Below are 26,570 nucleotides of genomic sequence, written 5' to 3'. Positions count from 1 at the left end.
TCAGGCCGTCAGCACGGCGGCGACCTCGTCGACCACCGTGGAGGCGGGCACGGTCGAGCGGTCGCCGGAGGCCCGGTCCCAGACCTCGACGACGCCCTCGGTGAGGCCCTTGCCGACGACGACGACCGTCGGCACGCCGATCAGCTCGGCGTCCTTGAACTTGACGCCGGGCGACACGCGGCGGTCGTCGACGAGCACGTCGGCGCCGCGCTGCTCCAGCTCGCGCCCGATGCGCTCGGCCTCCTCGAACACGGCCTCGTCCTTGCCCGTCGCGACGACGAGCACGTCGAAGGGCGCCACCGAGCGCGGCCAGACGAGGCCCTTGTCGTCGGCGCCCTGCTCCGCGATCAGGGCGAGCACGCGGGTGACGCCCACGCCGTAGGACCCCATGGTCACGGTGACGAGCTTGCCGTTCGGGTCGAGGACCTTGAGGCCGAGCGCGTCGGCGAACTTGCGGCCGAGCGCGAAGACGTGCGCCATCTCCACGCCGCGCGCGAGCTCGACGGGCCCGGAGCCGTCGGGCGCGGGGTCGCCCGGCCGGACCTCGGCGACCTCCGCCGTCCCGTCGGGCACGAAGTCGCGACCGGCGGTGACGAAGCGGGCGTGCCGCCCGGGCTCGTTCGCGCCGGTGATCCACTGCGTGCCCGTCACGATCCGCGGGTCCACCAGGTAGCGGACGCCGGTCGAGCCGGCGTCGCCGAGCACGGGTCCCGCGGCGGACCAGGGGCCGATGTAGCCCTTGACCAGGCCGGGGTTCGCCGCGAAGTCCTCGTCGGTCGCCGCGTCGACGTCGGCGGGGTAGAAGACCGCCTCGGCGCGCTTCATGTCGACGTCGCGGTCGCCCGGCACGCCGACGACGACGAGCTCGCGCGCGCCGTCGGGGTGGGTCAGGGCGAGCACCACGTTCTTCAGCGTGTCCGCGGCGGTCCAGGGCTCGCCGCTCTCCCGCGGGACGCGCTCGTTCGCGAGCGCGACCAGGGTCGCGATCGTCGGGGTGTCGGGCGAGTCGAAGACCTCGGCGGCCGGCACGCCGTCGAGGGGCCGCTCCGCGGGCGGCAGCGTGCGGAACGCCTCGACGTTGGCGGCGTAGCCCCCGGCGGACCGCACGAACGTGTCCTCGCCGATCGCGGTCGGGTGCAGGAACTCCTCGCTGCGCGACCCGCCCATGGCGCCCGCGTGCGCCGACACGATGGCGTAGTCGAGGCCGAGGCGGGCGAAGATCCGCTCGTAGGCGTCGCGCTGCAGCTGGTACGACGCGGCCTGCCCCTCGTCGTCGACGTCGAAGGAGTAGGCGTCCTTCATCGTGAACTCGCGGCCGCGCAGCAGGCCCGCGCGGGGCCGCGCCTCGTCGCGGTACTTGTCCTGGATCTGGAAGATCGTGAGCGGCAGGTCCTTGTACGACGAGTACAGGTCCTTCACGAGCAGCGTGAAGACCTCCTCGTGCGTCGGCGCGAGCAGGTAGTCCGCGTCCTTCCGGTCCTTCAGCGTGAAGATGCCGTCGCCGTACTCGGTCCAGCGGCCGGTCAGCTCGTAGGGCTCGCGGGGCAGCAGCGCCGGGAAGTGGACCTCCTGCGCACCGGCCGCCTCCATCTCCTCGCGGACGATCGCCTCGATGCGCGCCTTCACGCGCAGACCGAGCGGCAGCCAGGCGAAGACGCCGGGGGCCTGGCGGCGGACGTAGCCGGCGCGGACGAGCAGCTTGTGGCTGATCACCTCCGCGTCGGCCGGGTCCTCCCGCAGGGTGCGGAGGAACAACCGGCTCATGCGCGTGACCACGGTCCAGGAGCCTACCGAGGGCCCTGGACGTGCGACGGCCCCGATCGGGGCGGGCGATCGGGGCCGGGCTGAGCGGGCGTTCGGGCCGCGCTGGAGGCCCAGGCTAGGAGCGGCGGCGTTCCGTGCACGGCCCCCAGTCCGAGGGCCGTCGGGCACACTGGGCGGCATGCCGCCCGCGATGGAGACCTGGTCCGCACCGGCGCTGCCCGTGCCGCTCGAGCCCGTCGAGGGCGCCGACGGCGACCAGTCCGCCGGCTCGGTCGACCTCGGCGGGTTCGGCGACGGCTCCTTCGGCGTCTGGACGATCACCGCCGGGACGTCGACGGACGTGGAGGTCGACGAGGTCTCGGTGATCCTCGCGGGCCGCGGCGCGGTCGAGGACCTCGACACCGGCGCCGAGGTCGCGCTGACGCCGGGGACCGTGCTGCGCCTCGCGGCGGGCACGCGGACGCGCTGGACGGTCGTGGAGCCGCTGCGGAAGGTCTACGTCGTCCGCTGAATCCCTTTTGAAGGAGTTCTCGCGCGGGACGCCCGAGAACTCCTTCAGAACGGATCAGACGGTGACGATCTCCGGGGTGCCCGTCGGGGCGCCGGGGCCCATCTCGTCGGCGATGCGGTTCGCCTCCTCGATCAGGGTGGCGACGATCTCCGACTCGGGCACGGTCTTGATGACCTGGCCCTTGACGAAGATCTGGCCCTTGCCGTTGCCGGACGCGACGCCGAGGTCCGCCTCGCGCGCCTCGCCCGGGCCGTTCACGACGCAGCCCATGACGGCGACACGCAGCGGGACGCTCATCCCCTGCAGGCCCTCGGTCACGTTCTCGGCGAGCGAGTAGACGTCGACCTGCGCGCGACCGCACGACGGGCACGACACGATCTCGAGCTTCCGCTCGCGGAGGTTCAGCGACTGCAGGATCTGCAGGCCGACCTTGACCTCCTCGACGGGCGGGGCGGAGAGGGAGACGCGGATGGTGTCGCCGATGCCCTCGCCGAGGAGGATGCCGAACGCGGTCGCGCTCTTGATCGTGCCCTGGAACGCCGGGCCCGCCTCGGTGACGCCGAGGTGCAGCGGCCAGTCGCCGCGCTCGGCGAGCAGCCGGTAGGCCTGCACCATCACGACCGGGTCGTTGTGCTTGACCGAGATCTTGAAGTCGTGGAAGTCGTGCTCCTCGAACAAGCTCGCCTCCCACACGGCGCTCTCGACGAGCGCCTCCGGCGTGGCCTTCCCGTACTTCTCGAGCAGTCGCGGGTCGAGCGAGCCGGCGTTCACGCCGATGCGGATCGAGACCCCGGCGGCCTTCGCGCGCTCGGCGATCTGCTTCACCTGGTCGTCGAACTTGCGGATGTTGCCCGGGTTCACGCGGACCGCGGCGCAGCCGGCGTCGATCGCGGCGTAGACGTAGTTCGGCTGGAAGTGGATGTCCGCGATGACGGGGATCTGGCTCTTCTTGGCGATGATCGGCAGCGCCTCCGCGTCGTCCCGCGAGGGGACGGCGACGCGGACGATGTCGCAGCCGGACGCGGTCAGCTCCGCGATCTGCTGCAGCGTCGCGTTGATGTTCGGCGTCGGCGTGGTCGTCATGGACTGCACGCTGACGGGCGCGTCGCCGCCGACGAGCACCTTCCCGACCCGGATCTGGCGCGACTTGCGCCGGGGCGCGAGCGTCACGGGCTGGGGTTTCGGCATGCCGATGTTCAGTGCGGGCACGGCACCTCCTTGCACCCGTCAGGCTACGCGGCCCGGGTGGACGCCCTGCGCACGCGCAGCGCCGAGGGGGGCGCCGCGCCGCGCCGGTCAGAAGATCGAGATCGGGCGCACGAGATCCGCGTAGATCAGCAGCACGCTCATGCCGCCGAGCAGGATCGCGACGGCGAACGTGAGGGGCATCAGCTTGGCGGTGTCGACGGGCCCCGGGTCGCGGCGGCCGAGGAGCCGGGCGACCCGGCGCCGCAGCCCCTCCCACAGCGCGCCGATCACGTGGCCGCCGTCGAGCGGCAGCAGCGGGATCAGGTTGAACACGAACAGCGCGATGTTCAGGCTGCCGAGGATTCCGACGAGGCTGGCGACCTTCGAGGTGACGGTGACCTGCGGGTTCGCGGCGATCTCGCCCGCGACGCGGCCGACGCCGACGACGCTGATGGGGCCGTTCGGGTCCCGCTCGCCGGAGCCGAAGGCGGCCTGCGCGACGCCGACGAGGCGGGCGGGCAGGTTGACGATCACGCCGGCGACCGCGGTGACGTTGTTCCAGACGGCGGGGACGACCGCGGTGACGGGCTGCCGCTGCAGCGCCTCGGTGGAGGTGATGCCGATGAAGCCGACCGTCTGCGTCCGCGTCGCCCCGTTCGCGTCCTTCTCCACCGCGCCGGCCGCATTGGTCACGGGCACGGTGTTCGTGGCGGGCGTGACGGTGATCCGCTCCGTGCCGCCCGCCTTCGCGGCGACGGTGAGCTCGATCGGCCTCCCCGCCGAGGTGCGGATGACGGCGGTGACGTCGTCCCAGGTGCTGACAGGCTTCCCGTCGATCGCCGTGATGCGGTCGCCGGGCTTCAGCGCGGTGCCGGCGGCGGGCGCCGGGGCGTCGGAGGCGGTGCAGGTGTCGCGGGTCTGCGTCGCGGGCACGATGCACTGCGAGATCGCGGCGACGGTCGTGGTCGGGGTGACGACGCCGAACCCGGTGAGCAGGATGCCGGTGAACAGGATCCCGAGGATCAGGTTGACGGTCGGGCCGCCCAGCATGATCACGACGCGCTTCCACACCGCGAGCCGGTAGAAGGCGCGGTGCTCCTCCCCCGGCTGGATCTGGTCCTGGCTCGAGTCGCGCGCGTCCTGCACGAGGGTGTTGAAGAACCCGGTCGAGGCGGTGCGGCCGCGCGACGGCGCCTCCACCTCCTCGACGACGTCCTCGACCGCCTCGCCCGCGGTGGCGGGCGGGCGGCCCTGGAACAGCCGCTCGCGCCTCCCCTGCTTCGCGGGCGGGAACATCCCCACCATCGAGATGTAGCCGCCGAGCGGGATCGCCTTGAACCCGTACTCGGTCTCCCCGCGGCGCCGCGACCAGACGGTGCGGCCGAAGCCGATCATGTACTGCGTCACGCGGACGCCGAACAGCTTCGCCGGCAGCAGGTGCCCCACCTCGTGCAGGCCGATGGAGACGACCACGCCGACGAGGATCACGAGGACCCCGGCGAGGTAGAGGAGGGGCTCGATCACGGCCGACAGGGTACGTCGGCCGCCCCGCCGAGCAGCGCGACCCGGCGGACCTGCACGCTATGAAGCGCCTGAGGAGGCGATGATCGCGTCCGCCGCCTCCCGCGCCCGCCGGTCGGCCTCGAGCACCGCCGCGCGGTCCGGTGCGCCGGGCTCCTCCGGCACCGAGGCGAGCACGGCCTCGACGAGCGGCACGATGTCGAGGAAGCCGAGCCGCCGCGCGTGGAAGGCGTGCACCGCCTGCTCGTTCGCCGCGTTGAACACCGCCGGACGCGTGCCGCCCGCCGCGCCGACCACCTTTGCGAGCGCCACGGCGGGGAACGCGTCCTCGTCGAGCGGCTCGAACGTCCACGACTGCGCGATGGTCCAGTCGATCGGCGCGCCCACGCCCGGGATCCGGTGCGGCGCGTCGAGCGCGAGCGAGATCGGGAGGCGCATGTCGGGCGGCGACGCCTGGGCGATGGTCGCGCCGTCGGTGAATTCGACCATCGAGTGCACGACCGATTGCGGGTGCACGACCACCTCGATCGCGTCGAACGGGACGTCGAACAGCAGGTGCGCCTCGATGACCTCGAGCCCCTTGTTCACGAGCGTCGCCGAGTTCGTGGTGACCATGAGGCCCATCGACCAGGTGGGGTGCGCGAGCGCCTGCTCGGGCGTCACCGACGCCAGCTCGGCGCGGTTCCGCCCGCGGAACGGGCCGCCCGACGCGGTCAGGACGAGGCGGCGCACCTCGTCGTGCGTGCCGGAGGCGAGGCTCTGCCAGATCGCGGAGTGCTCGCTGTCGACGGGGACGACCCGGCCGGGCGTCATGAGCGGCTTCACGACCGGGCCGCCGATGATGAGCGACTCCTTGTTCGCGAGCGCGAGCACGGCGTCGCCCTCGAGCGCCGCGATCGTCGGCCCCAGCCCCGCGGCGCCGGTGATGCCGTTGACGACCACGTCCGCCTCGACGTCGCGGACGAGCGCCTCCGCGGCCTCGGCGCCCTGCGCGAGCGCCCGGACGCCGAAGCGCTCGGCCTGCTCGTCGAGCAGCGCCCGGTTCGCGCCGGCCGCGAGGCCGACGACCTCGAAGCGGTCGGGGTTCGCGGCGACGACGTCGAGCGCCTGCGTGCCGATCGAGCCGGTGGAGCCGAGCAGCAGGACGCGGCGGCGGGGGCGGTCGGCGGTCACGGTGCCTCCGGGTGGTGGTGCACGGGGAAGGACACCGAGTTGGCGATGAAGCAGAGGCGGTTCGCCTCCGCGTGCAGGGAGTCGGCGAGCGCGCGCTGCGACTCGTCGGCGAGCGCGACCCGCGGGTGCAGGTCGACGCGGGTGAAGCGGCCGCCTCCGTCCCGGTCGACCTCCATCGCGCCGGTCGCGGCGTCGGTGTAGCCGGTGACCACGACGCCGTTGTTGACGGCGACGTGGAGGTAGGAGAGCAGGTGGCACTCGCTGAGCGCGGCGAGCAGCAGCTCCTCCGGGTTCCACCGGGCGGGGTCGCCGCGGAAGGGCCGGTCGGCGCTCGCGGGCAGGTCGGGCTTGCCCGCGATCGTGAGGAGGACGTCGCGGCCGTAGTCGCGGTAGCCGCTGGTGCCGGACCCGCGGTTCCCGGTCCACTCGGCCGCGAGCGCGTAGGTGTGCTGGGTCGCCACGGCTGCGAGCGTAGGCGAGGCCGCGGTCAGCGGGGCCGGAGCGCCGGCGGGACGGGGTTCGGCAGGTCCCACTCGCGCCGCGGCCCGTCGATCGCCCCGAGATCCTCGAGCTTCACGCGCACCCGGTCGGGCCCGACCTCGACGATGCGGACGGGGTGCACGGCGCCGTCGTCCTCGAGCTCGTAGGCGTCCGCGAGGTAGCCGAGGCCGCGCTCCTCGAGCGCGGCCCGCGCCTCCGCGAGGTCGGTCGGTCCGGTCAGGGCGCGCCCGAGCCGATCGAGCGCGACCCACCCGTCGCCCTGCTCGACGAGCTCGCCGAGCACCTCGCCGTCGTCCTCCCGCACGTGCTCCATGCGCCCACTCTCCCGCGATCGCCGCGCGACCGCGAGGCCGATGTCAGCCTCCCGCTGATCGAGGTGCGAGCGCAGCGAGCCTCGAGATCACCCCCCGCTGCATCTCGCGGATCAGGACCCGGTGCCGGTGGCGGTCGCCAGGACGTCGATCACGAAGACCATCGTGTCGGTGCCCTTGATGGTGCCGTCCTGGCTGCCGGTCTTCCCGTATCCCTCGTCGGGCGGGATGATCGCGACGACCTGCGAGCCGACCTTCTGGCCGACGAGCGCCTTGCCGAAGCCGGGCACGACCTGCGTGGTCGCGAAGCTCGTCGGGCTCTTGCCCCACGACTGGTCGAACACCTGGCCGTTGCGCCAGAGCACGCCCTGGTACTGCACGGTGACGGTGTCGCCCTGCTTCACCGTGGCGCCGGTGCCGACCTTGCGGTCCGCGATCTCCAGCTTCTTCGGGGCCGCGGTGGCGGGGATCTTCACGGTCGGCTTGCCGTCGCTCGCGAGCGTCACCGACGGGAAGCCGGACGGCAGGTCCTTCGCGACGCCGGTCGCCTTCGTCGGCGAGATGCCGACCACGTCCGCGACGAACACGATGGAGTCGCCGCCCTTCACGGGCAGCTGCTGCGAGCCGGCCTCGCCGAACGCCTTCGCGGAGGGGATGACGGAGACGACGCGGTCGCCCTCCTTCGCGCACACCACGGACTCGGCGAAGCCGGGCAGCACCTGCGTGGCGTCGACGGGGAACACGACGCGGGTCGTCTTCGTCCAGCCGCGGCTGTCGAGCTTCTTGCCGGTGCGCCCGTCGTACATGGCGTAGGCGAGGCTCACGCTGTCGCCCTGCTTCACCGCGGTGCCGCTGCCGATCGAGACCGTCGTGCGCTGCGTGCTCGTCACGCTGGTCGGGGTCGGGAAGGTCACCTTCGGCTCGCCGGTGCCGCTGCCCGTCACCTTCACGGCGGCGGACGCCGAGCCGGGCTCCGGGCACGCGAGGTCCGCGGCGGGCGCCGTCGTCGCGCTCGGCGCCGACGTCGCGGGCTTCGACGCCGACGGGGACGTCGTCGAGGCGGGGCTCGAGCAGCCGGCGAGCAGCGCGAGCGCGCCGGCGGCGGCGAGGGCGGGCAGGAGTCGGCGCGGGAGGTGCACCGAAGCATCCTGAGCCATCCTCGTCGCGACCCTGCGCGGCGCACCCGAGTTCTTAGACTGTGGCCGTGACATCCGTGCTGCCCGAGACCGCCGCCGACGCCCTGACGGGCCGCAGGATCGTGACGGAGGTGCCGGGACCGAAGTCGCTGGCCCTGCACGAGCGACGGCTCGCGGCCGTGCCGGTCGGCGTGAGCAGCACGCTGCCGGTCTACATCGCGCGCGCCCACGGCGCGGTGATCGAGGACGTCGACGGCAACCGGTTCCTCGACCTCGGCGCCGGCATCGGCGTGACGACGATCGGCCACACGGACGACGCGGTCGTCGCGGCGGCGAAGGCGCAGCTCGGCGACTTCCTGCACACGCTCTTCACCATCACGCCGTACGAGTCCTACGTGCGCGTGGCCGAGCTCGTCGCCGAGCGCACCCCCGGCTCGTTCGCGAAGAAGACCGTGCTCGTGAACTCGGGCGCGGAGGCCGTGGAGAACGGCGTGAAGATCGCCCGCAAGGCGACGGGGCGCCGCGGCGTCGCGGTGCTCGAGCACGGCTACCACGGCCGGACCAGCCTCACGATGGCCATGAACTACAAGGCCATGCCGTACGGCGCGGGCTTCGGGCCGTTCCCCGGCGACGTGCACCACGCGCCGAGCTCCTACCCCTTCCGCGACGGCCTGAGCGGCGAGGAGGCCGCGGCCCGCACGATCGGCTACCTCGAGAAGCACGTCGGCGCGGAGGACCTCGCGATCCTCGTCGTCGAGCCCATCCAGGGCGAGGGCGGCTTCCAGACCCCGGCCGACGGCTTCCTCCCCGCGCTGCAGCGCTGGGCGAACGCGAACGGCGTCGTCATCGCCGCGGACGAGATCCAGAGCGGCATGGGCCGCACCGGCGCCTGGTTCGCGAGCGAGCACTTCGGCTTCGAGCCCGACCTGGTGTTCTTCGCGAAGGGCATCGCCGGCGGGCTGCCTCTCGCGGGCGTCACCGGCCGCGCCGAGATCATGGACGCCGCGCAGCCCGGCGGCCTCGGCGGCACGTTCGGCGGCAACCCCGTCGCCGCGGCGGCCGCGATCGCCGTCTTCGAGCAGATCGAGCAGCAGGACCTCCTCGCCGCGGGCCGCAGCATCGAGGCGCGCCTCCGCCCGGCCCTCGAGGCCCTCGCGGCGGAGTTCGACGTCATCGGCGACGTCCGCGGCCGCGGCGCGATGATCGCGATCGAGCTCGTCGAGCCCGGCACCCGCGCCACGACGAAGACGCCGAACGCCGCAGCGGTCCGCCGCATCGCCGACTTCGCGGCGCAGCAGGGCGTCCTCGTCCTGACCGCGGGCACCTGGGCGAACGTGATCCGGTTCCTCCCGAGCCTCGTCATCACCGACGAGCAGCTCGACGACGCGGTCGCCGTGCTGCGGGAGGCGATCGCCGCCCTCTAGACGTCACGGCAGCCGGACGCGGACGGGCGCGTCCTCGTCCGGCACGTGGACGACCTCGTCGGGACGGGTGACGGGCGGCACGAGCTCCGTCACCCCGAGCAGGGTGCGCAGGTCGCCGGGGCCGCACCCGTCGACGAGGACGGCGGCCGCGCTCCGGAGCGCCGCGAGCGCGCGCCAGGCCGCCTGCCAGTCCACGGGCGACCCGACCACGGCGTCGTCCGCGCCGAGCCGCGACGGCGCCGCGTCCGGGGGGATCACGCTCCGGCCCGCCGCGGCGAGGCGCTCGGCGCGCTGCCGGGGCCGCGCGGTGACGAGCAGCAGCGGCCCGGCCGGCAGCGGCAGGGCGACCGACGCCGGCACGGGGGCGACGGGCGCCGCGAGCGCGAGCTGGACGAGGGCTCCCGCGCACCGGCCGCGGCCCGGCGGCTGCCGCGCGGTCCAGTCCGCGCGGGAGCCGCCGAGGGCGAGGTGGTCGTCGAGCCCGAGCGCGAGCAGCAGTGTCTCGTCGGCGAGCCCGAGGAGGGGGCGCAGCGGCAGGCCGGTCCACGCGGACGGGCCGCGCAGCGCGAGCACCGTCGGGGCCGCCGCGGGGTCCCGCAGCCGTGCGGCGAGCCGCTCCCCCGCCGCCGCGCGGTGCGCGTCGTCGAGGCGGTCGAGCAGGTGGTCGAGGTCGTCGACGACGAGCGCCTCGTCGCGGACGCCGATCCGGTCCCACAGCGCCGCGGGGTCCGGCGCGACCGGTGCAGAGCCGATCCCCCGCGCCGCGAGGGCGAGCGCCGTCGACCGCCCGCTGCGCGGGTCGCCGATCACGAGCAGCCGCGGCTGCCGCACCGGGTCCCAGACCAGCACCGGCTGCCGCTGCTCCTCCGGGAGGTCGGTCCGCCCGAGCGCGACGAGCGGCGCGGGCGGCGCCGGGAGGCGGTCGACCGGCAGGACCGCGGGCAGCGGCGGCAGCCAGGGCGCCGGGACCACCGCGTCGGGATGCCGGCGGGCAGCCTCGACCACCGCCCGGGTGACGACGGCGGAGGTCACGGCGGCCACGCGCACGGGCGTCGGCCGGTCGAGCAGCAGCACCGCCGCGCCGACCGGGTCCCGGCCGAGGCGGGCGGCCGCGTCCGTGCCCACCAGCGCCCTGCTGTCCGCCGCGTCCTGCACGCGCAGGCTGATCCGCAGCGGGCTGTTCGCGAGCACGTCCTCGCGGATAGCGCCCGCCGGGCGCTGCGTGCAGAGCACGAGGTGCACGCCGAGGGAGCGCCCGCGGGCGGCGAGGTCCTCGAACAGCGCCGCGAGGCCGGGCGCGCGGCTCACGAGGGCGCGGTACTCGTCGACGACCACGACGAGCCGCGCCAGGTCGGTCGACGCGACGTCGCCGGCACCGGCGTCGCGAAGCACCCGCTCCCGGCGGCGCAGCTCCGCGCCGAGGCTCGCGACCGCACGCTCGGCGGCGGGTCCGTCGAGGTCCGTGACGACGCCCGCGACGTGCGGCAGCGCCACGAGCGGGTCGAAGGCGGCGCCGCCCTTGCAGTCGACGAGCAGCAGCACGAGGCGCTCGGGCGGGTGCGCCGCGGCGAGCGCCAGGATCCAGGCGGTGAGCAGCGCGCTCTTGCCGCTGCCGGTCGTGCCGCCGACGACGGCGTGGGGCCCGTCCGCGACGAGGTCGACGTCGAGCGGGCCGTCGGGCCCGAGCAGGAACCGCGCCGCGAGACCGCCGGCGGCGGGCCGCTCGAGCAGCTCGGCGAGGTCGGCGCCCCCGCCCGAGGACGCCGCGGCGCGGTGCGCGGCCTCGGTGAGCAGGGCCGGCCGGAAGCGTCGGACCGGGCAGGCGGCCGCCGGGCCGCTCGCGTGGACGACGCGGGCGCCGGCGTCCGGGCCGATCTCCACCACGAGATCGGCGCTCGCCCCGTCCGCGGTCGGCAGCACGGTCGCGCCCGCGGCGCTGCCGGCGCCGCGCAGCCGGGCCACCGCGACCGCGCGGGAGAACGCGGCCGCGAGGGGCGCAGGCCCCGCGACCGCGACGGTCGCGGCGGCGGGGACGACGAGCGGCGCGTCCGGCAGCGCGGCGCCGTCCGCGAGGAGGCGGCGCTCGCGGTCGTCGACCGCCGCGCCGCCGACCACCGGCGGGCACGGCAGGTCCGCGAGCCCGATCATGAGCTCGCCCGACGGCGGCCGCCCCGACCACGCAGCGGGGTCGGCGACGAGCTCCGCGGGCGCCGGCGCCCGCCGACGCGCCTCCGCGACCGCGGCGGACCGCCGGACCGCGAGCTCGCGCTCCAGGGCGTCGAGCGCGACCTCGTGCGCAGCGCGCTGCCGTCGTGCCCTGCGGCGCAGCTGCAGCCGGCCGTCGAGCACCGCGGCGACGGCGAGGACCGGGCTGAAGACGGCGAGCAGCAGCACGGTCGGCGTGCCGAGCACCGCGAAGAGCCCCGCGGCGAGCACGACCGGCGCGATCACGCCGAGGACCGGGAACGGCGGCGGCTCCGGCGGGGCCGGGCGGGCGGGGAGGGCGAGCCGGTCGGTCACGGCGCGTGAGCCTGCCCCGTGCGCCCCGGGCGGCGCGAGCCGGACGGCTGGGGAGGGAGGGATCCCGGGTGCTACCGGGCGGTCTCGACGTCGACGACGTCGACGATCACCACGGTCACGTTGTCCCGGCCGCCCGCCGCGAGCGCCTCCTGCACGAGCGCCTGGGCGGTCGCCTCGGGCGGCGAGCCGGCCGCGACGAGCGCCTGGATCCGGTCCTCGCCGATCTCCTTCGTCAGCCCGTCGGAGCAGGCGAGCATCCGCACGCCCGGCTCGATCGGCAGCATCCAGTAGTCGGGCATCGGCGGCTCGTTGAAGCCGACCGCGCGCGTGATGACGTTGCTGTCCGGGTGGGTCTCGGCCTGGCTGCGGGTGATCGCGCCGGCGTCGACGAGCTCCTGGACGACCGAGTGGTCGACGGTGACCTGCTCGAACTCGCCGTCGAACCAGCGGTAGACGCGCGAGTCGCCGACGTTGAAGACGGCGAAGTAGGGGTCGTCGTCCGACATCGTGAGCGCGACGCCGGTGACGGTCGTGCCGGCGCCGGTGAGCGCCGTCCCGTCCAGGCGCGTGATGTCGTGCGACGCCTGCGCGAGCGCGAGGCCGATCGCGGCCGGCGTGACGAAGCCGTCCTTCGCGGCGCCGCGCAGCCGGGTCACGACCGCGTCGCTCGCCAGGTCGCCGGCGGCGTGCCCGCCCATCCCGTCCGCCACCGCGAAGATCGGCGGCACGGCGATGTAGCTGTCCTCGTTCACCTGGCGCCGGTGCCCGACGTCGGTCGCGGTGCCCCACGAGAGGACGACAGCGCCTGCGCCCGCCGGCAGCGCGATGCGGCGGGGGCCGCTGCTCGATCCGATCTCCGTCACCTGTGCGGCCTGCTCCTTCGCGGTCGGCCGGACCGCGGAGCCGGTCAGCGGTAGGCGAGTATCTCGATGACGTTCCCGTCGCCGATGTCGATGAGCGTACCCGGAACGACCGGCAGGGACTCCCCCGACTCGAGGCGACGCACCCCCGTGCCGGGCTGCCGGACCACCGTGCCGTTGGTCGACTCGAGGTCGGTGAGCACCAGGCCCTCCCGCGTCGGCCGCAGCTCGATGTGCGTCGCGGACACCTCCCGGCTCGGGCTGTCGACCCGGACGAGGCGCGGCAGGACGCCGCCGGTGACCCGCGGGCTGCGGGGCTGGCGGCCGACGTAGACGGGCGCGTCGACCCGCTCCGGCGCCCGGTCGCCGAGGCGGAACGCCGTCGCGGACTCCGTCTCCGGCGTCGGCGCGGTGGCCGGCGGCTCGCCCCGGTGCCGGCGGAGGGAGGCGGCGCGCCGTCCGAGGTCGCCGAGCACGTTCGTGTCGTGCGGGTCGAACGACGACAGCGGCGGCTGCGCGGGCTGCTGCACCGGCGTCGGCGCCGAGCGCGGCGCCGCGGCGGCCTCCGACGACCAGCCGAGCCACGGCCCGAAGACGACGCCGCCGTCGATGGGCAGGTCGCGCGCCTGCCGCGTCAGGTCGCCGGGCGAGCGCTGCAGCGGCCCGAGCTGGAAGCGCTCGACGCCGGTCAGCTCCGCGACGTACCAGGGCTCGGAGCCGCGCGCGTCGACCCGGCGCACCCGGCCGCCGACGGACACGTCCGCGCAGCCGCCGCCCCGAACGACGAACGTCGCGACGCGGCCGAGCGCCGCGATCGCGAACGAGTCCACCGCGGCGACCCCGCGCGACGGGATCGCCCCCACGAGCGCGTCGAGGCCGAGCGCGTCGTCGGCCGCGATCCGCCACAGCGTGCTCATCGTCGACACGCTCGTCGACGGCCCGAAGGCGCCGAGGAACCGGTCGGTGACGAGCAGCCGCCAGTCCGCACCCGGCTCGAGGACGTCGGCCGAGTAGAAGGCGCCTGTTCCCAAGAAAGCCGTCCCCCATCGAATCCCGAGAAGCCGCCGCCCGTGCGGGACCGGCGCTGATCCGAAGGCGCGCTCAGGCTCCGATGTAGGACATGACGTGCTTCAGGCGAGTGTAGTCCTCGAAGCCGTAGGCCGAGAGGTCCTTCCCGTAGCCGGAGTGCTTGAAGCCGCCGTGCGGCATCTCCGCGACGAGCGGGATGTGGGTGTTGATCCAGACGCAGCCGAAGTCGAGGGCGCGGGAGACCCGCATGGCCGTGCCGTGGTCGCGCGTCCACACGGAGGAGGACAGGCCGTACTCGACGTCGTTGGCCCACTCGATCGCCTGCGCCTCGTCGCGGAAGCGCTGCACCGTCTGCACCGGGCCGAAGATCTCCTGCTGCACGGCCTCGTCGTCCTGGCGCAGGCCCGAGACGATCGTCGCGTCCCAGAAGTAGCCGCGGTCCCCGTGGCGGGCGCCGCCGGTCTCGACGACGGCGTGGTCGGGCAGCCGGTCGACGAAGCCGGCGACGCGGGCGAACTGGTCCGCGTTGTTGACGGGGCCGTACAGCACGTCCTCGTCGGGCGCGCCGGTCGTCGCGTTGTTCCGCGCGTACTCGGCGAGCGCGGCGACGAACTCGTCGTGGATCCCCTCCTGCACGAGGATGCGCGTCGCCGCGGTGCAGTCCTGGCCGGCGTTGAAGTAGCCGGCGGTGACGATGCCCTCGACGGCGAGCTCGATGTCCGCGTCGTCGAAGACGATGACGGGCGCCTTGCCGCCGAGCTCGAGGTGCACGCGCTTCAGGTCGCTCGAGGCGGCCCGGGCGACCGCCATGCCGGCGCGCACGGACCCGGTGATCGAGACCATCGCGGGCGTCCGGTGCTCGACCATCGCGGCGCCCGTGGCACGGCCGCCGGTGATGACGTTGAGCACGCCGGCGGGGAGGAACTCCGCCGCGACCTCGGCGAGCAGCAGGGTCGAGGAGGGCGTGGTCTCGGACGGCTTCAGCACGACCGTGTTGCCGGCGGCGATGGCCGGCGCGAACTTCCACGTCGCCATGTTCAGCGGGTAGTTCCAGGGCGTGACCTGGCCGATGACGCCGACGGGCTCGCGGCGGATGAAGGAGGTGTGGTCCTTCATGTACTCCCCGGCGCTGCGGCCCTCGAGGTTGCGCGCCGCGCCCGCGAAGAAGCGGATCTGGTCGACCGACACGAGGATCTCGTCCTGCACGAGGCTGCCGAGCGGCTTGCCCGTGTCCCGCGACTCGAGCGCGGCGAACTCGTCCGCCCGCGCCTCCATCGCGTCCGCGATGCGGAACAGCGCGAGCTGGCGCTCCCCCGGGGTCGTGTCGCGCCAGGTCGCGAACGCGGTCCTCGCCGCGGCGAACGCCGCGTCCACCTGCTCCGGCCCGGAGTCGACCGAGGTGCCGTAGACCTCCTCCGTCACCGGGGAGACGAGGTCGATGCTGCCGGGACCGCCCTCCTGCAGCTCGCCGCCGATGAAGTTCCCGAGTGCCGTCGTCGTCGCCATGGCACGAACCTACCCGCGGGACGCCCGGCGCTGCGACGGCGGATTCCGGCGGTTCGCCGCCGCCGCGACGACGGATCCGGTAGCGGCGGGGCCGATCCCCTGCCAGACTCCTCCGTCGTGGCCTCCCGAGTGCGCGACCAGGCGACGCCCGTCCACCTCGACGACGTGTCGAAGGCGATCATCGACCAGCTGCAGGAGGACGGTCGCCGCTCCTACGCCGACATCGGCAAGCACGTCGGCCTCTCGGAGGCGGCGGTGCGGCAGCGGGTCCAGCGCCTGACCGAGGCCGGCGTGATGCAGATCGTCGCGGTCACCGACCCGATGCAGCTCGGCTTCACCCGGCAGGCGATGATCGGCGTCCGCGTCTCCGGCGACGTGCGGGAGGTCGCTGACCGGCTCGCCGAGATCCCCGCCGTCGACTACGTCGTGATGACCGCCGGCACCTTCGACCTGCTCGCCGAGGTCGTGTGCGAGAACGACGACGACCTGATCGAGCTGCTGAACGGCGAGATCCGCCGCCTGCCCGGCGTCACCGCCACCGAGACCTTCGTCTACCTGCAGCTGCGCAAGCAGGCCTACCACTGGGGCGTCCGCTAGCCCGTCCGCCGGTCGAGGTGCGAGCGCAGCGGGCCTCGAGACCACGCCATCGAGAGGGAGACCATGACCGTCACCGACCAGCTCGTGCCCGACCCCGCGCCCGCCGTCGACGCGGACCTGCAGCGCAAGGCGAAGGACCACCTCTGGCTGCACTTCTCGCGGCAGAGCGCGGTGGAGGCGGACGGCGTCCCGATCATCGTCAAGGGCGAGGGCCACCACATCTGGGACGCGAGCGGCCGGCGCTACATCGACGGCCTCTCCGGGCTGTTCGTCGTGAACGCCGGGCACGGCCGGCGCCGGCTCGCGGAGGCGGCGGCGAAGCAGGCCGAGCAGCTCGCGTTCTTCCCGATCTGGTCCTACGCGCACCCGGCCGCGATCGAGCTCGCGGAGCGGCTCGCGCTCGCCGCGCCCGGCGACCTGAACCGCGTGTTCTTCTCGACCGGCGGCGGCGAGGCCGTCGAGACCGCGTACAAGCTCGCGAAGCAGTACTTCAAGCTGATCGGCAAGCCGACGAAGTACAAGGTGATCTCCCGCCAGTACGCGTACCACGGCACCCCGCACGGCGCCCTGGCGATCACCGGCCTGCCGGGCATGAAGGCGCCGTTCGAGCCGCTGCCCGCGGGCTCCTTCCGCGTCCCGAACACGAACTTCTACCGGGCCGAGGAGGCCGGCGGCCCGACGGACGACCTCGAGGCGTTCGGGCGCTGGGCGGCGGACCGCATCGAGCAGCAGATCCTGCTCGAGGGCCCGGACACGGTCGCGGCCGTGTTCCTCGAGCCCGTGCAGAACTCGGGCGGCTGCTTCCCGCCGCCTCCCGGCTACTTCCAGCGGGTGCGGGAGATCTGCGACCGCCACGACGTGCTCCTCGTGTCCGACGAGGTCATCTGCGCCTTCGGCCGCATCGGGTCGACGTTCGCGTGCGACACGTTCGGCTACCGGCCGGACATGATCACCTGCGCGAAGGCGATGACGAGCGGCTACTCCCCCATCGGCGCGACGATCGTGTCGGAGCGCCTGTTCGAGCCGTTCCGCCACGGCTCGACCTCGTTCGCCCACGGCTACACGTTCGCCGGCCACCCGGTGTCCGCGGCCGTCGCGCTCGAGAACCTCGCGATCTTCGAGGAGGAGGGCCTGAACGAGCGGGTCCGCGAGAAGAGCCCGCTGTTCCGCGCGGCCCTCGAGCGGCTCCAGGACCTGCCGATCGTCGGCGACGTGCGCGGCGACGGCTACTTCTTCGGGATCGAGCTCGTGAAGGACAAGGCGACGAAGGAGACCTTCGACGACGCCGAGTCCGAGCGGCTGCTGCGCGGGTTCCTCTCCTCCGCCCTGTTCGACGCCGGCCTGTACTGCCGCGCCGACGACCGCGGCGACCCCGTGATCCAGCTCGCCCCGCCGCTCACCATCGGCGAGCCCGAGTTCGACGAGATCGAGGGCATCCTGCGCGGCGTGCTGACCGAGGCCTGGTCCCGCCTGTGACGGACGCGAGGTCGACCTCGTTCTGGCTCGACGACCTGGCCGAGCGCGGCATCGACGACCTCGCCCCGCGGCCGGCCCTGCCGGGCGACGTGGCGGCGGACGTGTGCATCGTCGGCGCCGGCTTCACCGGCCTCTGGACGGCGGTGTCGGTGCTCGAGCGGGAGCCCGACGCCCGCGTCGTGGTCCTCGAGCGGGAGTTCGCCGGGTTCGGCGCCTCCGGCCGCAACGGCGGCTGGGTGTCGGCGCTGCTGCCGATCGGGCCGGCCGAGCTGGCGCGTCGCCACGGCGCGGACGCCGCCCGCGCGATGTCGCTGGCGATCGCGGACACGGTGGCGGAGGTGGGCCGCGCCGCGGCGGCGCTCGGGATCGACTGCGACTACGACCGCCGGGGCACGTTCTCGCTGATCCGCACGGCGGTGGCGGACCGCGCGGCGCGCGACGAGCAGCGGGAGGCGGAGGAGGCGGGCCTGCCCGTGCCGGAGCGCGTGACCGACGCGACGCTCGGCTCGGCGCTGTTCACCGGGACCTGCGCCAGCGTGCACCCCGGCAAGCTCGTCCGCGGCCTCGCCCGGGCGGCCGAGGCGCGCGGCGCCCGGATCTTCGAGCGCACGCGCGCGACCGGGATCGCGCCCGGCCGGGTCACGACGACCGAGGGCACCGTGATCGCGGACCGCGTCGTCGTCGCGACGGAGGCCTGGGGCGCCGAGCTGCCCGGCATCGGCCGGCGCATCCTGCCGCTCTACTCCCTCGTGACCGCGACCGAGCCGCTGCCGGAGGCGGTCTGGGAGCGGATCGGGCTGCCCCGCGGCGCGACGGTGACGGACTTCCGGCACAACCTCGTCTACGGCCAGCGCACCGCGGACGACCGGCTCGTCTTCGGCGGGCGCGGCGCCCGGTACCACTACGGCAGCGCCATCCGGCCCGGGTACGACCGGTCGGCGATCGTCCACCGCCACCTCGAGCGCGCCGCGGTCGCGCTGTTCCCCGCGCTCGACGGCGCGCGGTTCACGCACCGCTGGGGCGGCCCGCTCGGCGTGCCCCGCGACTGGCACCCGTTCGTCTCGCCGCTCGCGGGCGGACGGGTGGTCGTCGCGGGCGGCTACGTCGGCGACGGCGTGGCCACCGCGAACCTCGCGGGGCGCACGGTCGCCGACCTCGTCACCGACCGGCGCACCCCGCTCACCGCGCTGCCGTGGGTCGGGAAGCGGCCGCCGCGGTGGGAGCCGGAGCCCCTCCGGTTCGCCGGCGTGAACGCCGTGATCGGCTCGCTGTCGATCGCGGACCGGGAGGAGGAGGCGACCGGCGTCCCCTCCCGCGTCGCCGCGGTGTCGGGCCGACTCGGAAGGGAATGAGCCGGGGCGTCGGCCCCTCGTCGCCCTAGGCTTGCCGCGACGAGGGAGCGCATCTGTCCTGGACGACCGTGAGCCGCCGCCCCGGCCCGTCGCGCCCCGGTCGCGGCGTGACCGGGCGCGACGTCGTCGTGCTCCTGGTCTTCGTGCTGATCGCCGCCGCCGTGGCCGCGCTCGGCACCGCGGTCGGCATCGCCCAGGTCGACGGCTGGTACGCCCGCGTCCCGCACGTCACGTGGACGCCGCCGGACTGGGCGTTCGGCGCGGTCTGGACGGTCCTGTACCTGCTCATCGCCGTGTCCGGCTGGCTGCTCTGGCGGCGGCAGGCGCAGGGCGCGCTCGTGCTCTACGTCGCGCAGCTCGTCGTCAACGCGCTCTGGACGCCGGTGTTCTTCGGCGGCTACCCGCTCATCGGCGTCGGCGCGCTGTGGATCGCGGTCGGCATCATCGTCCTGCTCGATCTGCTCGTCGTCGCGACGATCGCGACCGCGTGGCCGGTGTCGCGCGGCGCCGCGCTGCTGCTCCTGCCGTACCTCGCCTGGATCCTCTACGCGAGCACGCTGAACTGGGGCGACGCGGTCCTGATCTCGCTCGGCTGAGCGCCGGGCCGGCGATCCGCTCCTCCCCAGGGCCGGGACCGACCCGGATCGACCCGGCGGGCGCTCGGACGGCCCCGGGGCGCAGGGCGCGGCCTACCGTCCCGGCGTGCTCCCCGCTCCCGCTACCCTCCCCCTCATGACCGCCGTCCTCGGGTCCGACGGGCGCGCCCGCTGCCCGTGGGCGACCGGCGACCTGTACGCCGCCTACCACGACGACGAGTGGGGCGTCCCCCTGCACGGCGACCGGGCGCTCTACGAGAAGCTGACGCTCGAGGGCTTCCAGAGCGGGCTGTCCTGGCTGATCATCCTGCGGAAGCGACCGGCGTTCCGCGCCGCCTTCGCCGGGTTCGAGCCGGAGGCGGTCGCCGCGTTCGGCGCGGAGGACGTCGAACGGCTGCTCGGCGACGCCGGCATCGTGCGGAACCGGCAGAAGATCGAGGCGGCGGTCGACAACGCCCGCGCGGTCGCCGCGCTCCGCGAGCGGGACGGCGAGGGCGCCCTCGACGCGCTCGTCTGGTCGTTCGCGGACGCGGCGCGGGCCGAGCACGTGCGGCCCGCGGACCTCGGCGACGTGCCCGCGTCGACCAGCACCTCGAAGGCGCTCGCGAAGGCGCTGAAGCGCGAGGGCCTGCGCTTCGTCGGGCCGACGACGGTCTACGCGCTCATGCAGTCCGCCGGCCTCGTGGACGACCACGTCGACGGCTGCTGGCGCGCGCGCGACTGACCCGGGGCACTCCGTCGCCCCTCGTCAGACCACGGGGAGGCGCCCGAGCCCGTCCGCGATCGGGATCGCGGCGAGCAGGCGGCGCGTGTAGGGGTGCTGCGGATCCGCCCACACCTGCTCCGCTGGCCCCTGCTCGACGATCCGGCCCGCCTGCATCACGGCGATGCGGTCGGCGATGACGCGGACCACCGCGAGGTCGTGGCTGATGAACAGCAGCGATGCACCGCGCTCGAGCGCGACCCGGCGCATGAGGGCCGCGACGCGCGCCTGCAGACTCGCGTCGAGGGACGCGATCGGCTCGTCGCCGATCAGCAGCTCCGGGCCCGCGGCCATCGCCCGGGCGATCGCGACGCGCTGCCGCTGCCCGCCGGAGAACTCGTGCGGGTACCGGGAGGCGGCGGACGCCTCGAGCCCGACCGACTCGAGCAGCTCGACGACGGAGGGCGCCTCCCCGGCGGAGACGCGGCGGCCGTCCTCGATCTGCGCGCCGACCCGGCGACGCGGGTTGAGCGAGGCGTACGGGTTCTGGAACACCATCTGGATGCGCCGCAGCCGCTCCGGGCGCGACCGGAGACCGAGGCGGCCGATCGGCTCCCCGTCGAGGAGGATCCGGCCGCCGGCCAGCGGCTCGAGGCCGCAGACCGCGCGGGCGAGGGTCGACTTGCCGCAGCCGGACTCCCCCACGAGGCCGACGACCTCGCCGGCACCGACCTCGAGGTCGACGCCGTCGACGGCCGTCAGCACGCCCCGACCGGGCTGCCGGTACGTCACCGTCGCGCCCTCCACGGCCAGTCGAGTCGTCATGCGGACCCCTCCCCCGTGCCCGGCGGCGGCGTGCGCGGCAGGGACTCGACGAGCTCCCTCGCGTAGGCCGTCCTGGGCTCGCGGATCACCTGGTAGCGCGACCCGTGCTCGACGACGCGCCCGTCCCGCATCACGGCGACGGTGTCGGCGACGGCCGACATCACCCCGAGGTCGTGCGTCACGAGCAGCACGGCGAGCCCGAGGTCGTCGGTCAGCTCGCGCAGCAGCCGGAGCACGCCCGCCTGCACCGTCACGTCGAGCGCCGTGGTCGGTTCGTCGGCGATCAGCACCTCCGGGTCGCAGGCGATCGCGATCGCGATCGCGACGCGCTGCAGCTGCCCGCCCGAGAACTGGTGCGGGTAGCGCCGCAGCGCGGCCTCCGGCGACGGCACGCGGACGCGCTCGAGCAGCTCTGCGGCGCGGGTGCGCGCGGCGGCCCGGGACAGCCCCAGGTGCCGGCGCATGTGGTCGGTCAGCTGCGTGCCGATCGACAGCATCGGCTGGAGGCTCGCGGTCGGGTCCTGGAAGACCATCGCGATCCGGCGGCCGCGCAGCCGGTTCATCGCGCCGGGACGGAGGTCGAGCAGGTTCGGCACCCGCACCTTCCCGTCGTCGTAGGCGATCGTGCCGGAGCGGCGGGCCCCCGCCGGCTGCAGACCGAGCACGGCGAGGCCGGTCATCGTCTTGCCGGACCCGGACTCCCCGGCGAGGCCGGTGACCTGCCCGGCGGGCACGTCGACGTCGACGCCGTCGAGGATCCTCCTGCCGCCGAGCTCGAGGGCGAGCCCGCGGATCTCGAGCCCGCTCACAGCGACGACCCCTGCACGGCGCCCGCGATGCGCGGGTCGAGCGCGTCGCGGAGCGAGTCGCCGATGAGGTTGAAGGCGACGACGACCGAGAAGATCGCGAGGCCCGGAAAGGTGGCGAGCCACCAGCTCGAGAACTGCTCGACCCCGTCGGCGACCATCGACCCCCATTCCGGCGTGGGCGGCACCGCGCCGAGCCCGAGGAAGGACAGGCCGGCGAGCAGCAGGATCTGGTTGCCGAAGTCGAGCATCGCGAGCACCAGCATCGGCGCGGAGACGTTCGGCAGCACGTCGCGGCGCAGCGACGTGAACGGCCCGGCGCCGAGCAGCCGGCCGGCCACGACGTACTCCTGCCCGCGCGCGCCGAGCACGAGGGCGCGCATGACGCGGGCGTAGTTCGGCCACGACACGATGAGCAGTGCGACGACGGCGTTCGCGAGGCTGGGGCCGAGCGCCGCGGCGACCACCATCGCGAGGATGATCGTCGGGAACGCGAAGACGAGGTCGGCGATGCGCATGATCACCTCGTCGACGACGCCGCCGAGGTAGCCGGCGACCGCGCCCAGCAGGGATCCGATGACGAGCGACCCGGCGACCAGGACGACGGCGAGCGGCAGCGACGCCTGCACGCCCCACAGGGTGCGCGCGAGCACGTCGCGGCCGAGCTCGTCGGTGCCGAACGGGTGCGCCGCGGAGGGCGCCTGCAGCGCGACCTCCACGTCGCGCTGCAGCGGACCCTGCAGCCCGATCACCGGGTCGAGGAGGGCGATCACGATCCAGGCGAGCAGCACCACGGCGCCGCCGATCGCGGCGGGCCGGCGCCACGCGACCGGGAGGCGGAGGGAGCGCCGGCGGACGGCGGGGAGGGCGGTCATCCGACGCGCACCCGCGGGTCGACGAAGCCGTAGACGAGGTCGATGACGAAGTTCACGGTGATGTAGACGACGCCGACGACGAGGCCGACGCCCATGATCGATGGCAGGTCGAGCGAGGTCGCGGCCCGGAACGCGTACTGGCCGATGCCGCCCCAGGCGAAGACCTGCTCGGTGAGCACGGCGCCCGAGAGCAGCGAGCCGAACGCGAGGCCCACGATCGTGAGGATCGGCAGCAGCGCGCCCCGCAGGAGGTAGGCGACGACGACCCGGCCGGAGGAGAGGCCCTTCGCGCGGGCGGCGCGCACGTAGTCCTGGTTCAGCACGTCGAGGATCGACGACCGGGCGAACCGGACGAGCAGGCCGAGCGTGTAGACCGCGAGCACCGAGCCCGGCAGCACGAGGTGCGCGAACGCGTCCGCCGCGACGTCGGGCTGGCCGGCGAGCAGGGCGTCGACGGTGAAGAGGCCCGTGACGCGCGGCGGGGCGTCGTAGATCGGGCTGAGGCGGCCCGAGCCCGGGGTCCAGTGCAGCACGAAGAAGAACAGGAAGTACGCCGCGACCGCGAGCCAGAAGGTGGGCACGGAGATGCCGACGACGCTGATCGCCCGGATGAGCTGGTCGGAGAACCGGTTGCGGCGCAGCGCCGCGACGACGGCGAGCACGAGGCCGACGACGACCGCGACGACGATGGCGAAGACCGCGAGCTCGGCGGTCGCGGGGAACGCGTAGCCGAGGTCCTGCACGACGGGGTTGCGCGTGCCGATCGACGTGCCGAGGTTCCCCTGCAGCAGGTGGCCGAGGTAGAGGAAGTACTGCACGACGAGCGGCTGGTCGAGGCCCTGCGCGGCGCGGTAGGCCTCGACGATCTTCGGGTCGTCGGCGGCCCGCTGGCCGAGCGCGGCGATGACCGGGTCGCCCGGGACCAGGTTGGTGAGGACGAACGTGACGATCGTCACGCCGACGAGGAGCAGCAGCGACAGCCCGAGACGGATCGCGACGTAGCGCACCAGCGGCGGCAGACGCCGCCCGGGCCGAGCGGCCCGGGCGGCGGTCTCCGCGCGCTCGTCGAGTGCGCTACTCGATCGTGGCGAGGTCAACCGTCCAGATCGCGTTCTGCGTGACGCCGCTGACGCCGTTCGTCACCGCGTACTTGGCCGCCTGCACGAGCGGCACGAAGGCGCCGTCCGCGTTGGCCGCCTTCTGCCAGGCCTGGTAGGCCGCGGCGCGGGCGTCGCCCTGGGCCGCGATCGCGGCCTCCTTCGCCTTCGTGACCTCGGGCGCCATGTCCTTCGTCCAGCCGGCCCGGAGGCCGAGGCCCTCGCCGGGGCTGAAGGTCAGGTAGTCCGAGGGGTCCGGGAAGTCGGGGCCCCAGTACATGAGGCCGGCCTGCAGCTTGCCCGCCCGGAAGGAGTCGAGCAGGGTCGCGATCGGCAGACCGTTCAGCTTGACCTTCACGCCCGCGCCCTCGAGGTCGGACTGCACCGACTGCGCCATGTCCGCGAAGGAGACGCCGTCGAGCGCCGCGTCCGTCGGGTAGGACAGGGTGATCGACCGGCCCTGGTACTTCGCGAGGTCCGACTTCGCGGCCGCCGCATCGGTGGTGTTGTTCTCGTCGGACTCGAGCGAGCCGAGGAACTGCGACGGCACGATGCCGCCGGGCTGGGTCGAGCCGCTGCCCGCGATGGTCTGGATCGCCTTGTAGTCGATCGCGTGGCGGACGCCCTTGACGAAGTCGGGCTGGTTCGTCAGGCCGCCGGAGACGCCGGCGTTCTGGTTCAGCCACAGGTAGCCGACGTTCGCCGACGGGGTCTTGACGACCTTGATCGAGCCGGACGCGAGCCCGTTCACCTGCTGCGAGTTCAGGTTCAGCGCCAGCTGGGCCGAGCCGCCCTGCACGTCGATCTTCTGCGACGGGCCCTTGACGTTCTGCAGCACGACGCGGCCGTAGGCCGGCTTGTCGCCGACGTACTTCGGGTTCGGCTTGAAGACGACCTTGCTGCTCACGTTGTAGGAGGACAGCTGGTAGGGACCGGAGCCGGCCGAGGTCGCGTTCAGGTAGGACTCCGCGCCGTCGTCCTTGCCCGTGGTGCCGCCGTGCCCCTCGAGGGTCTTCGAGTCGAGCACGCCGAGCGAGGGGTTCGGCAGGATCGTCGGCAGCGCCGGGTTCGGCTGCGTGTCCGTGATCGTCATCGTCGTGTCCGACGTCTTCGTGATCGCGAACGGCTTGCCGGTCGAGAGGTTCGAGAGCAGGAACGAGGGGTTGCCCGCGATGCCCTGCACGCGCTTGTAGGACCAGACGATGTCGTCGATCGTGACCGGGTTGCCGGAGGAGAAGACGTGCTTCCCGTTCAGCGTGAGCGTGATCGTCTTCTCGTCGTCGCTCATCGTGTAGGTCGTGAGCTGCGGGACCGGCTTCGTGACGTCGCTGCCGTTGAACGTCAGCGCGGTCTCGTAGATCGCCTTGTCGACGATCGACCCGGTCAGCTCGAACGCCCGCGCGGGGTCCGAGGTCTTCAGGTCGAAGGCGTTGTCGACCACGAGCGTCTTGCTGCTCGTGCTCTGGCCGCCGCCGCTGCTCGAGGAGCAGCCCGTCACGATCAGCGCGACGGCCGCAGCGGTCGCGGTCATCGCGGTCAGCCGCGCCGGCAGGTGGTTCATCGGTCTCCTCGGGTCCGAGCGGCTCCCGGGCTTCCCCGGGCATCCGAACGGGGGCACGCTACGACTCCAGGGTTTCGGGGGCGTTTCGCACCCGCCGTTCGCCCGCCGATCGCAACCGATCCGTGACCCGGGCTCACCGCTCGAGCGCGGTCGGCTCCCGGTCACCCGCGAAGGCGGCGTCGGTGGCGCGGAGCACGCGGAGGACGTTCGCGCCCGCGAGCCCGGCGAGGTCGGCCGCGCTCCACCCGCGCCGGGCGAGCTCGTCGAGCACGAGCGGGTAGGCGTCGACGCCGGTCATGCCGTCGGGGAGCACGTCGACGCCGTCGAAGTCGCCGCCGAGCCCGACGTGCTTGACGCCGGCGACCTCGCGGGCGTGCTCGACGTGGTCGGCGACGACGGAGATCGGCACCTGCGGCGCGGGTCCCTCCCGGCCGCCGCGATTCCACTCCATGAACGCCCGGTCGAGGAACTGGGGGACGAACGTGATCATGATCACGCCGCCGTTGCCGGCGAGCCGGACGAGGACGTCGTCCGGCACGTTCCGCGGGTGATCGTTGAGCGCGCGGCAGGAGCTGTGGCTGAAGATGACGGGCGCCGTGGTCGTGTCGAGCGCGGCGTGCATCGTCGACGGGGCCACGTGCGACAGGTCGACGAGGATCCCGAGGCGGTTCAGCTCGCGCACGTAGGCGCGGCCGCGCTCGGTGAGCCCGCCGTGGACGGGCTCGTCGGTGGCGGAGTCGGCCCACGCGCTGTTCCGGTTGTGGGTCAGCGTGAGGTAGCGCACGCCGAGGGCCGCGAGCATGCGGAGCACGGCGGGCGAGTCGGCGATGCTGTGCGAGCCCTCGGCGCCGAGCAGGGAGGCGATCCGGCCGGAGGCGCGGGCCGCCTCGACGTCGGCCGCCGACCGGGCGAGCACGAGGTCGTCGGGGTGGGCCTCGACCATGCGGTGGACGAGGTCGATCTGCTCGAGCGTCTCGGCGACCGCGTCGTTGCCGCGGCCCTCGTCCTCGACGAAGACGCTCCAGAACTGGGCGCCGACCCGGCCGCGGCGCAGCCGGACCAGGTCGGTGTGGCCGGCGAGCGGCCCCTCGAGCCCCGCGACGGAGGAGCCGTGCTGCTCCCGCCGCTCCCACGGCCAGTCGTTGTGCCCGTCGATGATCGGCGCGAGCTCCAGCGCGCGCGTCACCGCCTCCGCCGCCGCCGTCGCCGAGACCCGCTGTGCCATGCCCTCAGCCTTG

24 protein-coding genes are annotated in these 26,570 nt (G+C 74.2%); 7 read left to right on the top strand and 17 right to left on the bottom strand.

Translation table 11 applies throughout. The features are described from left to right. On the bottom strand, positions 1 to 1,764 hold the full coding sequence (locus D1781_RS07165) for a proline--tRNA ligase (RefSeq protein ID WP_119481796.1): 1,764 nt from the start codon (positions 1,762 to 1,764) through the stop codon (positions 1 to 3). A gap of 178 nt (positions 1,765 to 1,942) precedes the next feature. Between D1781_RS07165 and D1781_RS07160 the strand changes: the two genes are divergently transcribed. Then, positions 1,943 to 2,275: a cupin domain-containing protein gene (locus D1781_RS07160; protein ID WP_119481498.1), complete on the top strand. Its 333-nt coding sequence runs from the start codon at positions 1,943 to 1,945 to the stop codon at positions 2,273 to 2,275. A 54-nt stretch (positions 2,276 to 2,329) separates the two neighbouring features. On the opposite strand, the gene ispG is transcribed toward D1781_RS07160, so the two are convergent. The 6 genes from ispG to D1781_RS07130 form a co-directional block, all read right to left on the bottom strand. After that, complete coding sequence (gene ispG / locus D1781_RS07155) at positions 2,330 to 3,463, bottom strand: flavodoxin-dependent (E)-4-hydroxy-3-methylbut-2-enyl-diphosphate synthase (protein WP_119481795.1); 1,134 nt, start codon at positions 3,461 to 3,463, stop codon at positions 2,330 to 2,332. A gap of 108 nt (positions 3,464 to 3,571) precedes the next feature. After that, positions 3,572 to 4,984: a M50 family metallopeptidase gene (locus D1781_RS07150; protein ID WP_119481794.1), complete on the bottom strand. Its 1,413-nt coding sequence runs from the start codon at positions 4,982 to 4,984 to the stop codon at positions 3,572 to 3,574. Between the two features lie 60 nt (positions 4,985 to 5,044). Continuing rightward, a complete protein-coding gene (gene dxr, locus D1781_RS07145; RefSeq protein ID WP_119481497.1) occupies positions 5,045 to 6,157 on the bottom strand; it encodes a 1-deoxy-D-xylulose-5-phosphate reductoisomerase in 1,113 nt (370 codons plus the stop codon). Continuing rightward, entirely contained in the window at positions 6,154 to 6,618 is a 465-nt protein-coding gene (locus D1781_RS07140; protein WP_119481496.1) for an OsmC family protein, read from the bottom strand. The genes dxr and D1781_RS07140 overlap by 4 nt, the downstream gene beginning before the upstream one ends. A gap of 26 nt (positions 6,619 to 6,644) precedes the next feature. Beyond that, the gene (locus D1781_RS07135; RefSeq protein ID WP_119481495.1) at positions 6,645 to 6,971 is read right to left on the bottom strand and encodes a hypothetical protein; all 327 of its coding nucleotides are present in this window, start codon (positions 6,969 to 6,971) and stop codon (positions 6,645 to 6,647) included. A 111-nt stretch (positions 6,972 to 7,082) separates the two neighbouring features. Next, a complete protein-coding gene (locus D1781_RS07130) occupies positions 7,083 to 8,108 on the bottom strand; it encodes an FKBP-type peptidyl-prolyl cis-trans isomerase (protein WP_158590031.1) in 1,026 nt (341 codons plus the stop codon). Between the two features lie 65 nt (positions 8,109 to 8,173). Here D1781_RS07130 and gabT point away from each other — a divergent pair, with 65 nt between their 5' ends. Continuing rightward, entirely contained in the window at positions 8,174 to 9,529 is a 1,356-nt protein-coding gene (gabT, locus tag D1781_RS07125) for a 4-aminobutyrate--2-oxoglutarate transaminase (protein ID WP_233551077.1), read from the top strand. 3 nt (positions 9,530 to 9,532) lie between these two features. Here gabT and D1781_RS07120 read toward each other — a convergent pair whose 3' ends face one another. From D1781_RS07120 to D1781_RS07105, 4 genes are all read right to left on the bottom strand, one after another. Then, positions 9,533 to 12,049: an FtsK/SpoIIIE domain-containing protein gene (locus D1781_RS07120; RefSeq protein ID WP_119481492.1), complete on the bottom strand. Its 2,517-nt coding sequence runs from the start codon at positions 12,047 to 12,049 to the stop codon at positions 9,533 to 9,535. Between the two features lie 71 nt (positions 12,050 to 12,120). Further along, a complete protein-coding gene (locus D1781_RS07115; protein ID WP_119481491.1) occupies positions 12,121 to 12,912 on the bottom strand; it encodes a PP2C family protein-serine/threonine phosphatase in 792 nt (263 codons plus the stop codon). A 44-nt stretch (positions 12,913 to 12,956) separates the two neighbouring features. Next, positions 12,957 to 13,940, bottom strand: a complete 984-nt coding sequence (locus tag D1781_RS07110) for an FHA domain-containing protein (RefSeq protein ID WP_119481490.1) — start codon at positions 13,938 to 13,940, stop codon at positions 12,957 to 12,959. Positions 13,941 to 14,010: 70 nt separating this feature from the next. Then, entirely contained in the window at positions 14,011 to 15,444 is a 1,434-nt protein-coding gene (locus D1781_RS07105) for a gamma-aminobutyraldehyde dehydrogenase (RefSeq protein ID WP_119481489.1), read from the bottom strand. Positions 15,445 to 15,561: 117 nt separating this feature from the next. On the opposite strand from D1781_RS07105, the gene D1781_RS07100 reads away from it, so the two are divergent. The 5 genes from D1781_RS07100 to D1781_RS07080 all read left to right on the top strand — a co-directional run bounded on the left by D1781_RS07100 (position 15,562) and on the right by D1781_RS07080 (position 20,189). Further along, entirely contained in the window at positions 15,562 to 16,041 is a 480-nt protein-coding gene (locus tag D1781_RS07100) for an Lrp/AsnC family transcriptional regulator (RefSeq protein WP_233551075.1), read from the top strand. A 63-nt stretch (positions 16,042 to 16,104) separates the two neighbouring features. Next, positions 16,105 to 17,517, top strand: a complete 1,413-nt coding sequence (locus D1781_RS07095; protein ID WP_119481487.1) for an aspartate aminotransferase family protein — start codon at positions 16,105 to 16,107, stop codon at positions 17,515 to 17,517. Beyond that, on the top strand, positions 17,514 to 18,869 hold the full coding sequence (locus D1781_RS07090; protein WP_233551073.1) for an NAD(P)/FAD-dependent oxidoreductase: 1,356 nt from the start codon (positions 17,514 to 17,516) through the stop codon (positions 18,867 to 18,869). Before D1781_RS07095 ends, D1781_RS07090 begins: the two co-directional genes overlap by 4 nt. Before the next feature lie 107 nt (positions 18,870 to 18,976). Next, positions 18,977 to 19,465, top strand: a complete 489-nt coding sequence (locus D1781_RS07085) for a TspO/MBR family protein (protein WP_158590030.1) — start codon at positions 18,977 to 18,979, stop codon at positions 19,463 to 19,465. Positions 19,466 to 19,601: 136 nt separating this feature from the next. Beyond that, positions 19,602 to 20,189 (top strand): DNA-3-methyladenine glycosylase I, encoded by a 588-nt coding sequence (locus D1781_RS07080; RefSeq protein WP_119481485.1) that lies wholly within the window; start codon positions 19,602 to 19,604, stop codon positions 20,187 to 20,189. 24 nt (positions 20,190 to 20,213) lie between these two features. On the opposite strand, the gene D1781_RS07075 is transcribed toward D1781_RS07080, so the two are convergent. The 6 genes from D1781_RS07075 to D1781_RS07050 form a co-directional block, all read right to left on the bottom strand. Beyond that, the gene (locus D1781_RS07075) at positions 20,214 to 20,993 is read right to left on the bottom strand and encodes an ABC transporter ATP-binding protein (protein WP_119481484.1); all 780 of its coding nucleotides are present in this window, start codon (positions 20,991 to 20,993) and stop codon (positions 20,214 to 20,216) included. Beyond that, entirely contained in the window at positions 20,990 to 21,802 is an 813-nt protein-coding gene (locus D1781_RS07070) for an ABC transporter ATP-binding protein (protein ID WP_199706416.1), read from the bottom strand. The genes D1781_RS07075 and D1781_RS07070 overlap by 4 nt, the downstream gene beginning before the upstream one ends. Next, on the bottom strand, positions 21,799 to 22,674 hold the full coding sequence (locus D1781_RS07065; RefSeq protein ID WP_119481482.1) for an ABC transporter permease: 876 nt from the start codon (positions 22,672 to 22,674) through the stop codon (positions 21,799 to 21,801). The genes D1781_RS07070 and D1781_RS07065 overlap by 4 nt, the downstream gene beginning before the upstream one ends. Beyond that, entirely contained in the window at positions 22,671 to 23,681 is a 1,011-nt protein-coding gene (locus tag D1781_RS07060; protein ID WP_233551071.1) for an ABC transporter permease, read from the bottom strand. The genes D1781_RS07065 and D1781_RS07060 overlap by 4 nt, the downstream gene beginning before the upstream one ends. 67 nt (positions 23,682 to 23,748) lie before the next feature. Further along, positions 23,749 to 25,332: an ABC transporter substrate-binding protein gene (locus tag D1781_RS07055; protein WP_119481480.1), complete on the bottom strand. Its 1,584-nt coding sequence runs from the start codon at positions 25,330 to 25,332 to the stop codon at positions 23,749 to 23,751. A 133-nt stretch (positions 25,333 to 25,465) separates the two neighbouring features. Beyond that, complete coding sequence (locus tag D1781_RS07050; protein ID WP_119481479.1) at positions 25,466 to 26,557, bottom strand: dipeptidase; 1,092 nt, start codon at positions 26,555 to 26,557, stop codon at positions 25,466 to 25,468. Between the last annotated feature and the right edge of the window lie 13 nt (positions 26,558 to 26,570).

Source organism: Amnibacterium setariae (genome assembly GCF_003581425.1).
Classification (GTDB): domain Bacteria; phylum Actinomycetota; class Actinomycetes; order Actinomycetales; family Microbacteriaceae; genus Amnibacterium; species Amnibacterium setariae.
This window is presented reverse-complemented; position numbering and strand designations above follow the sequence as displayed.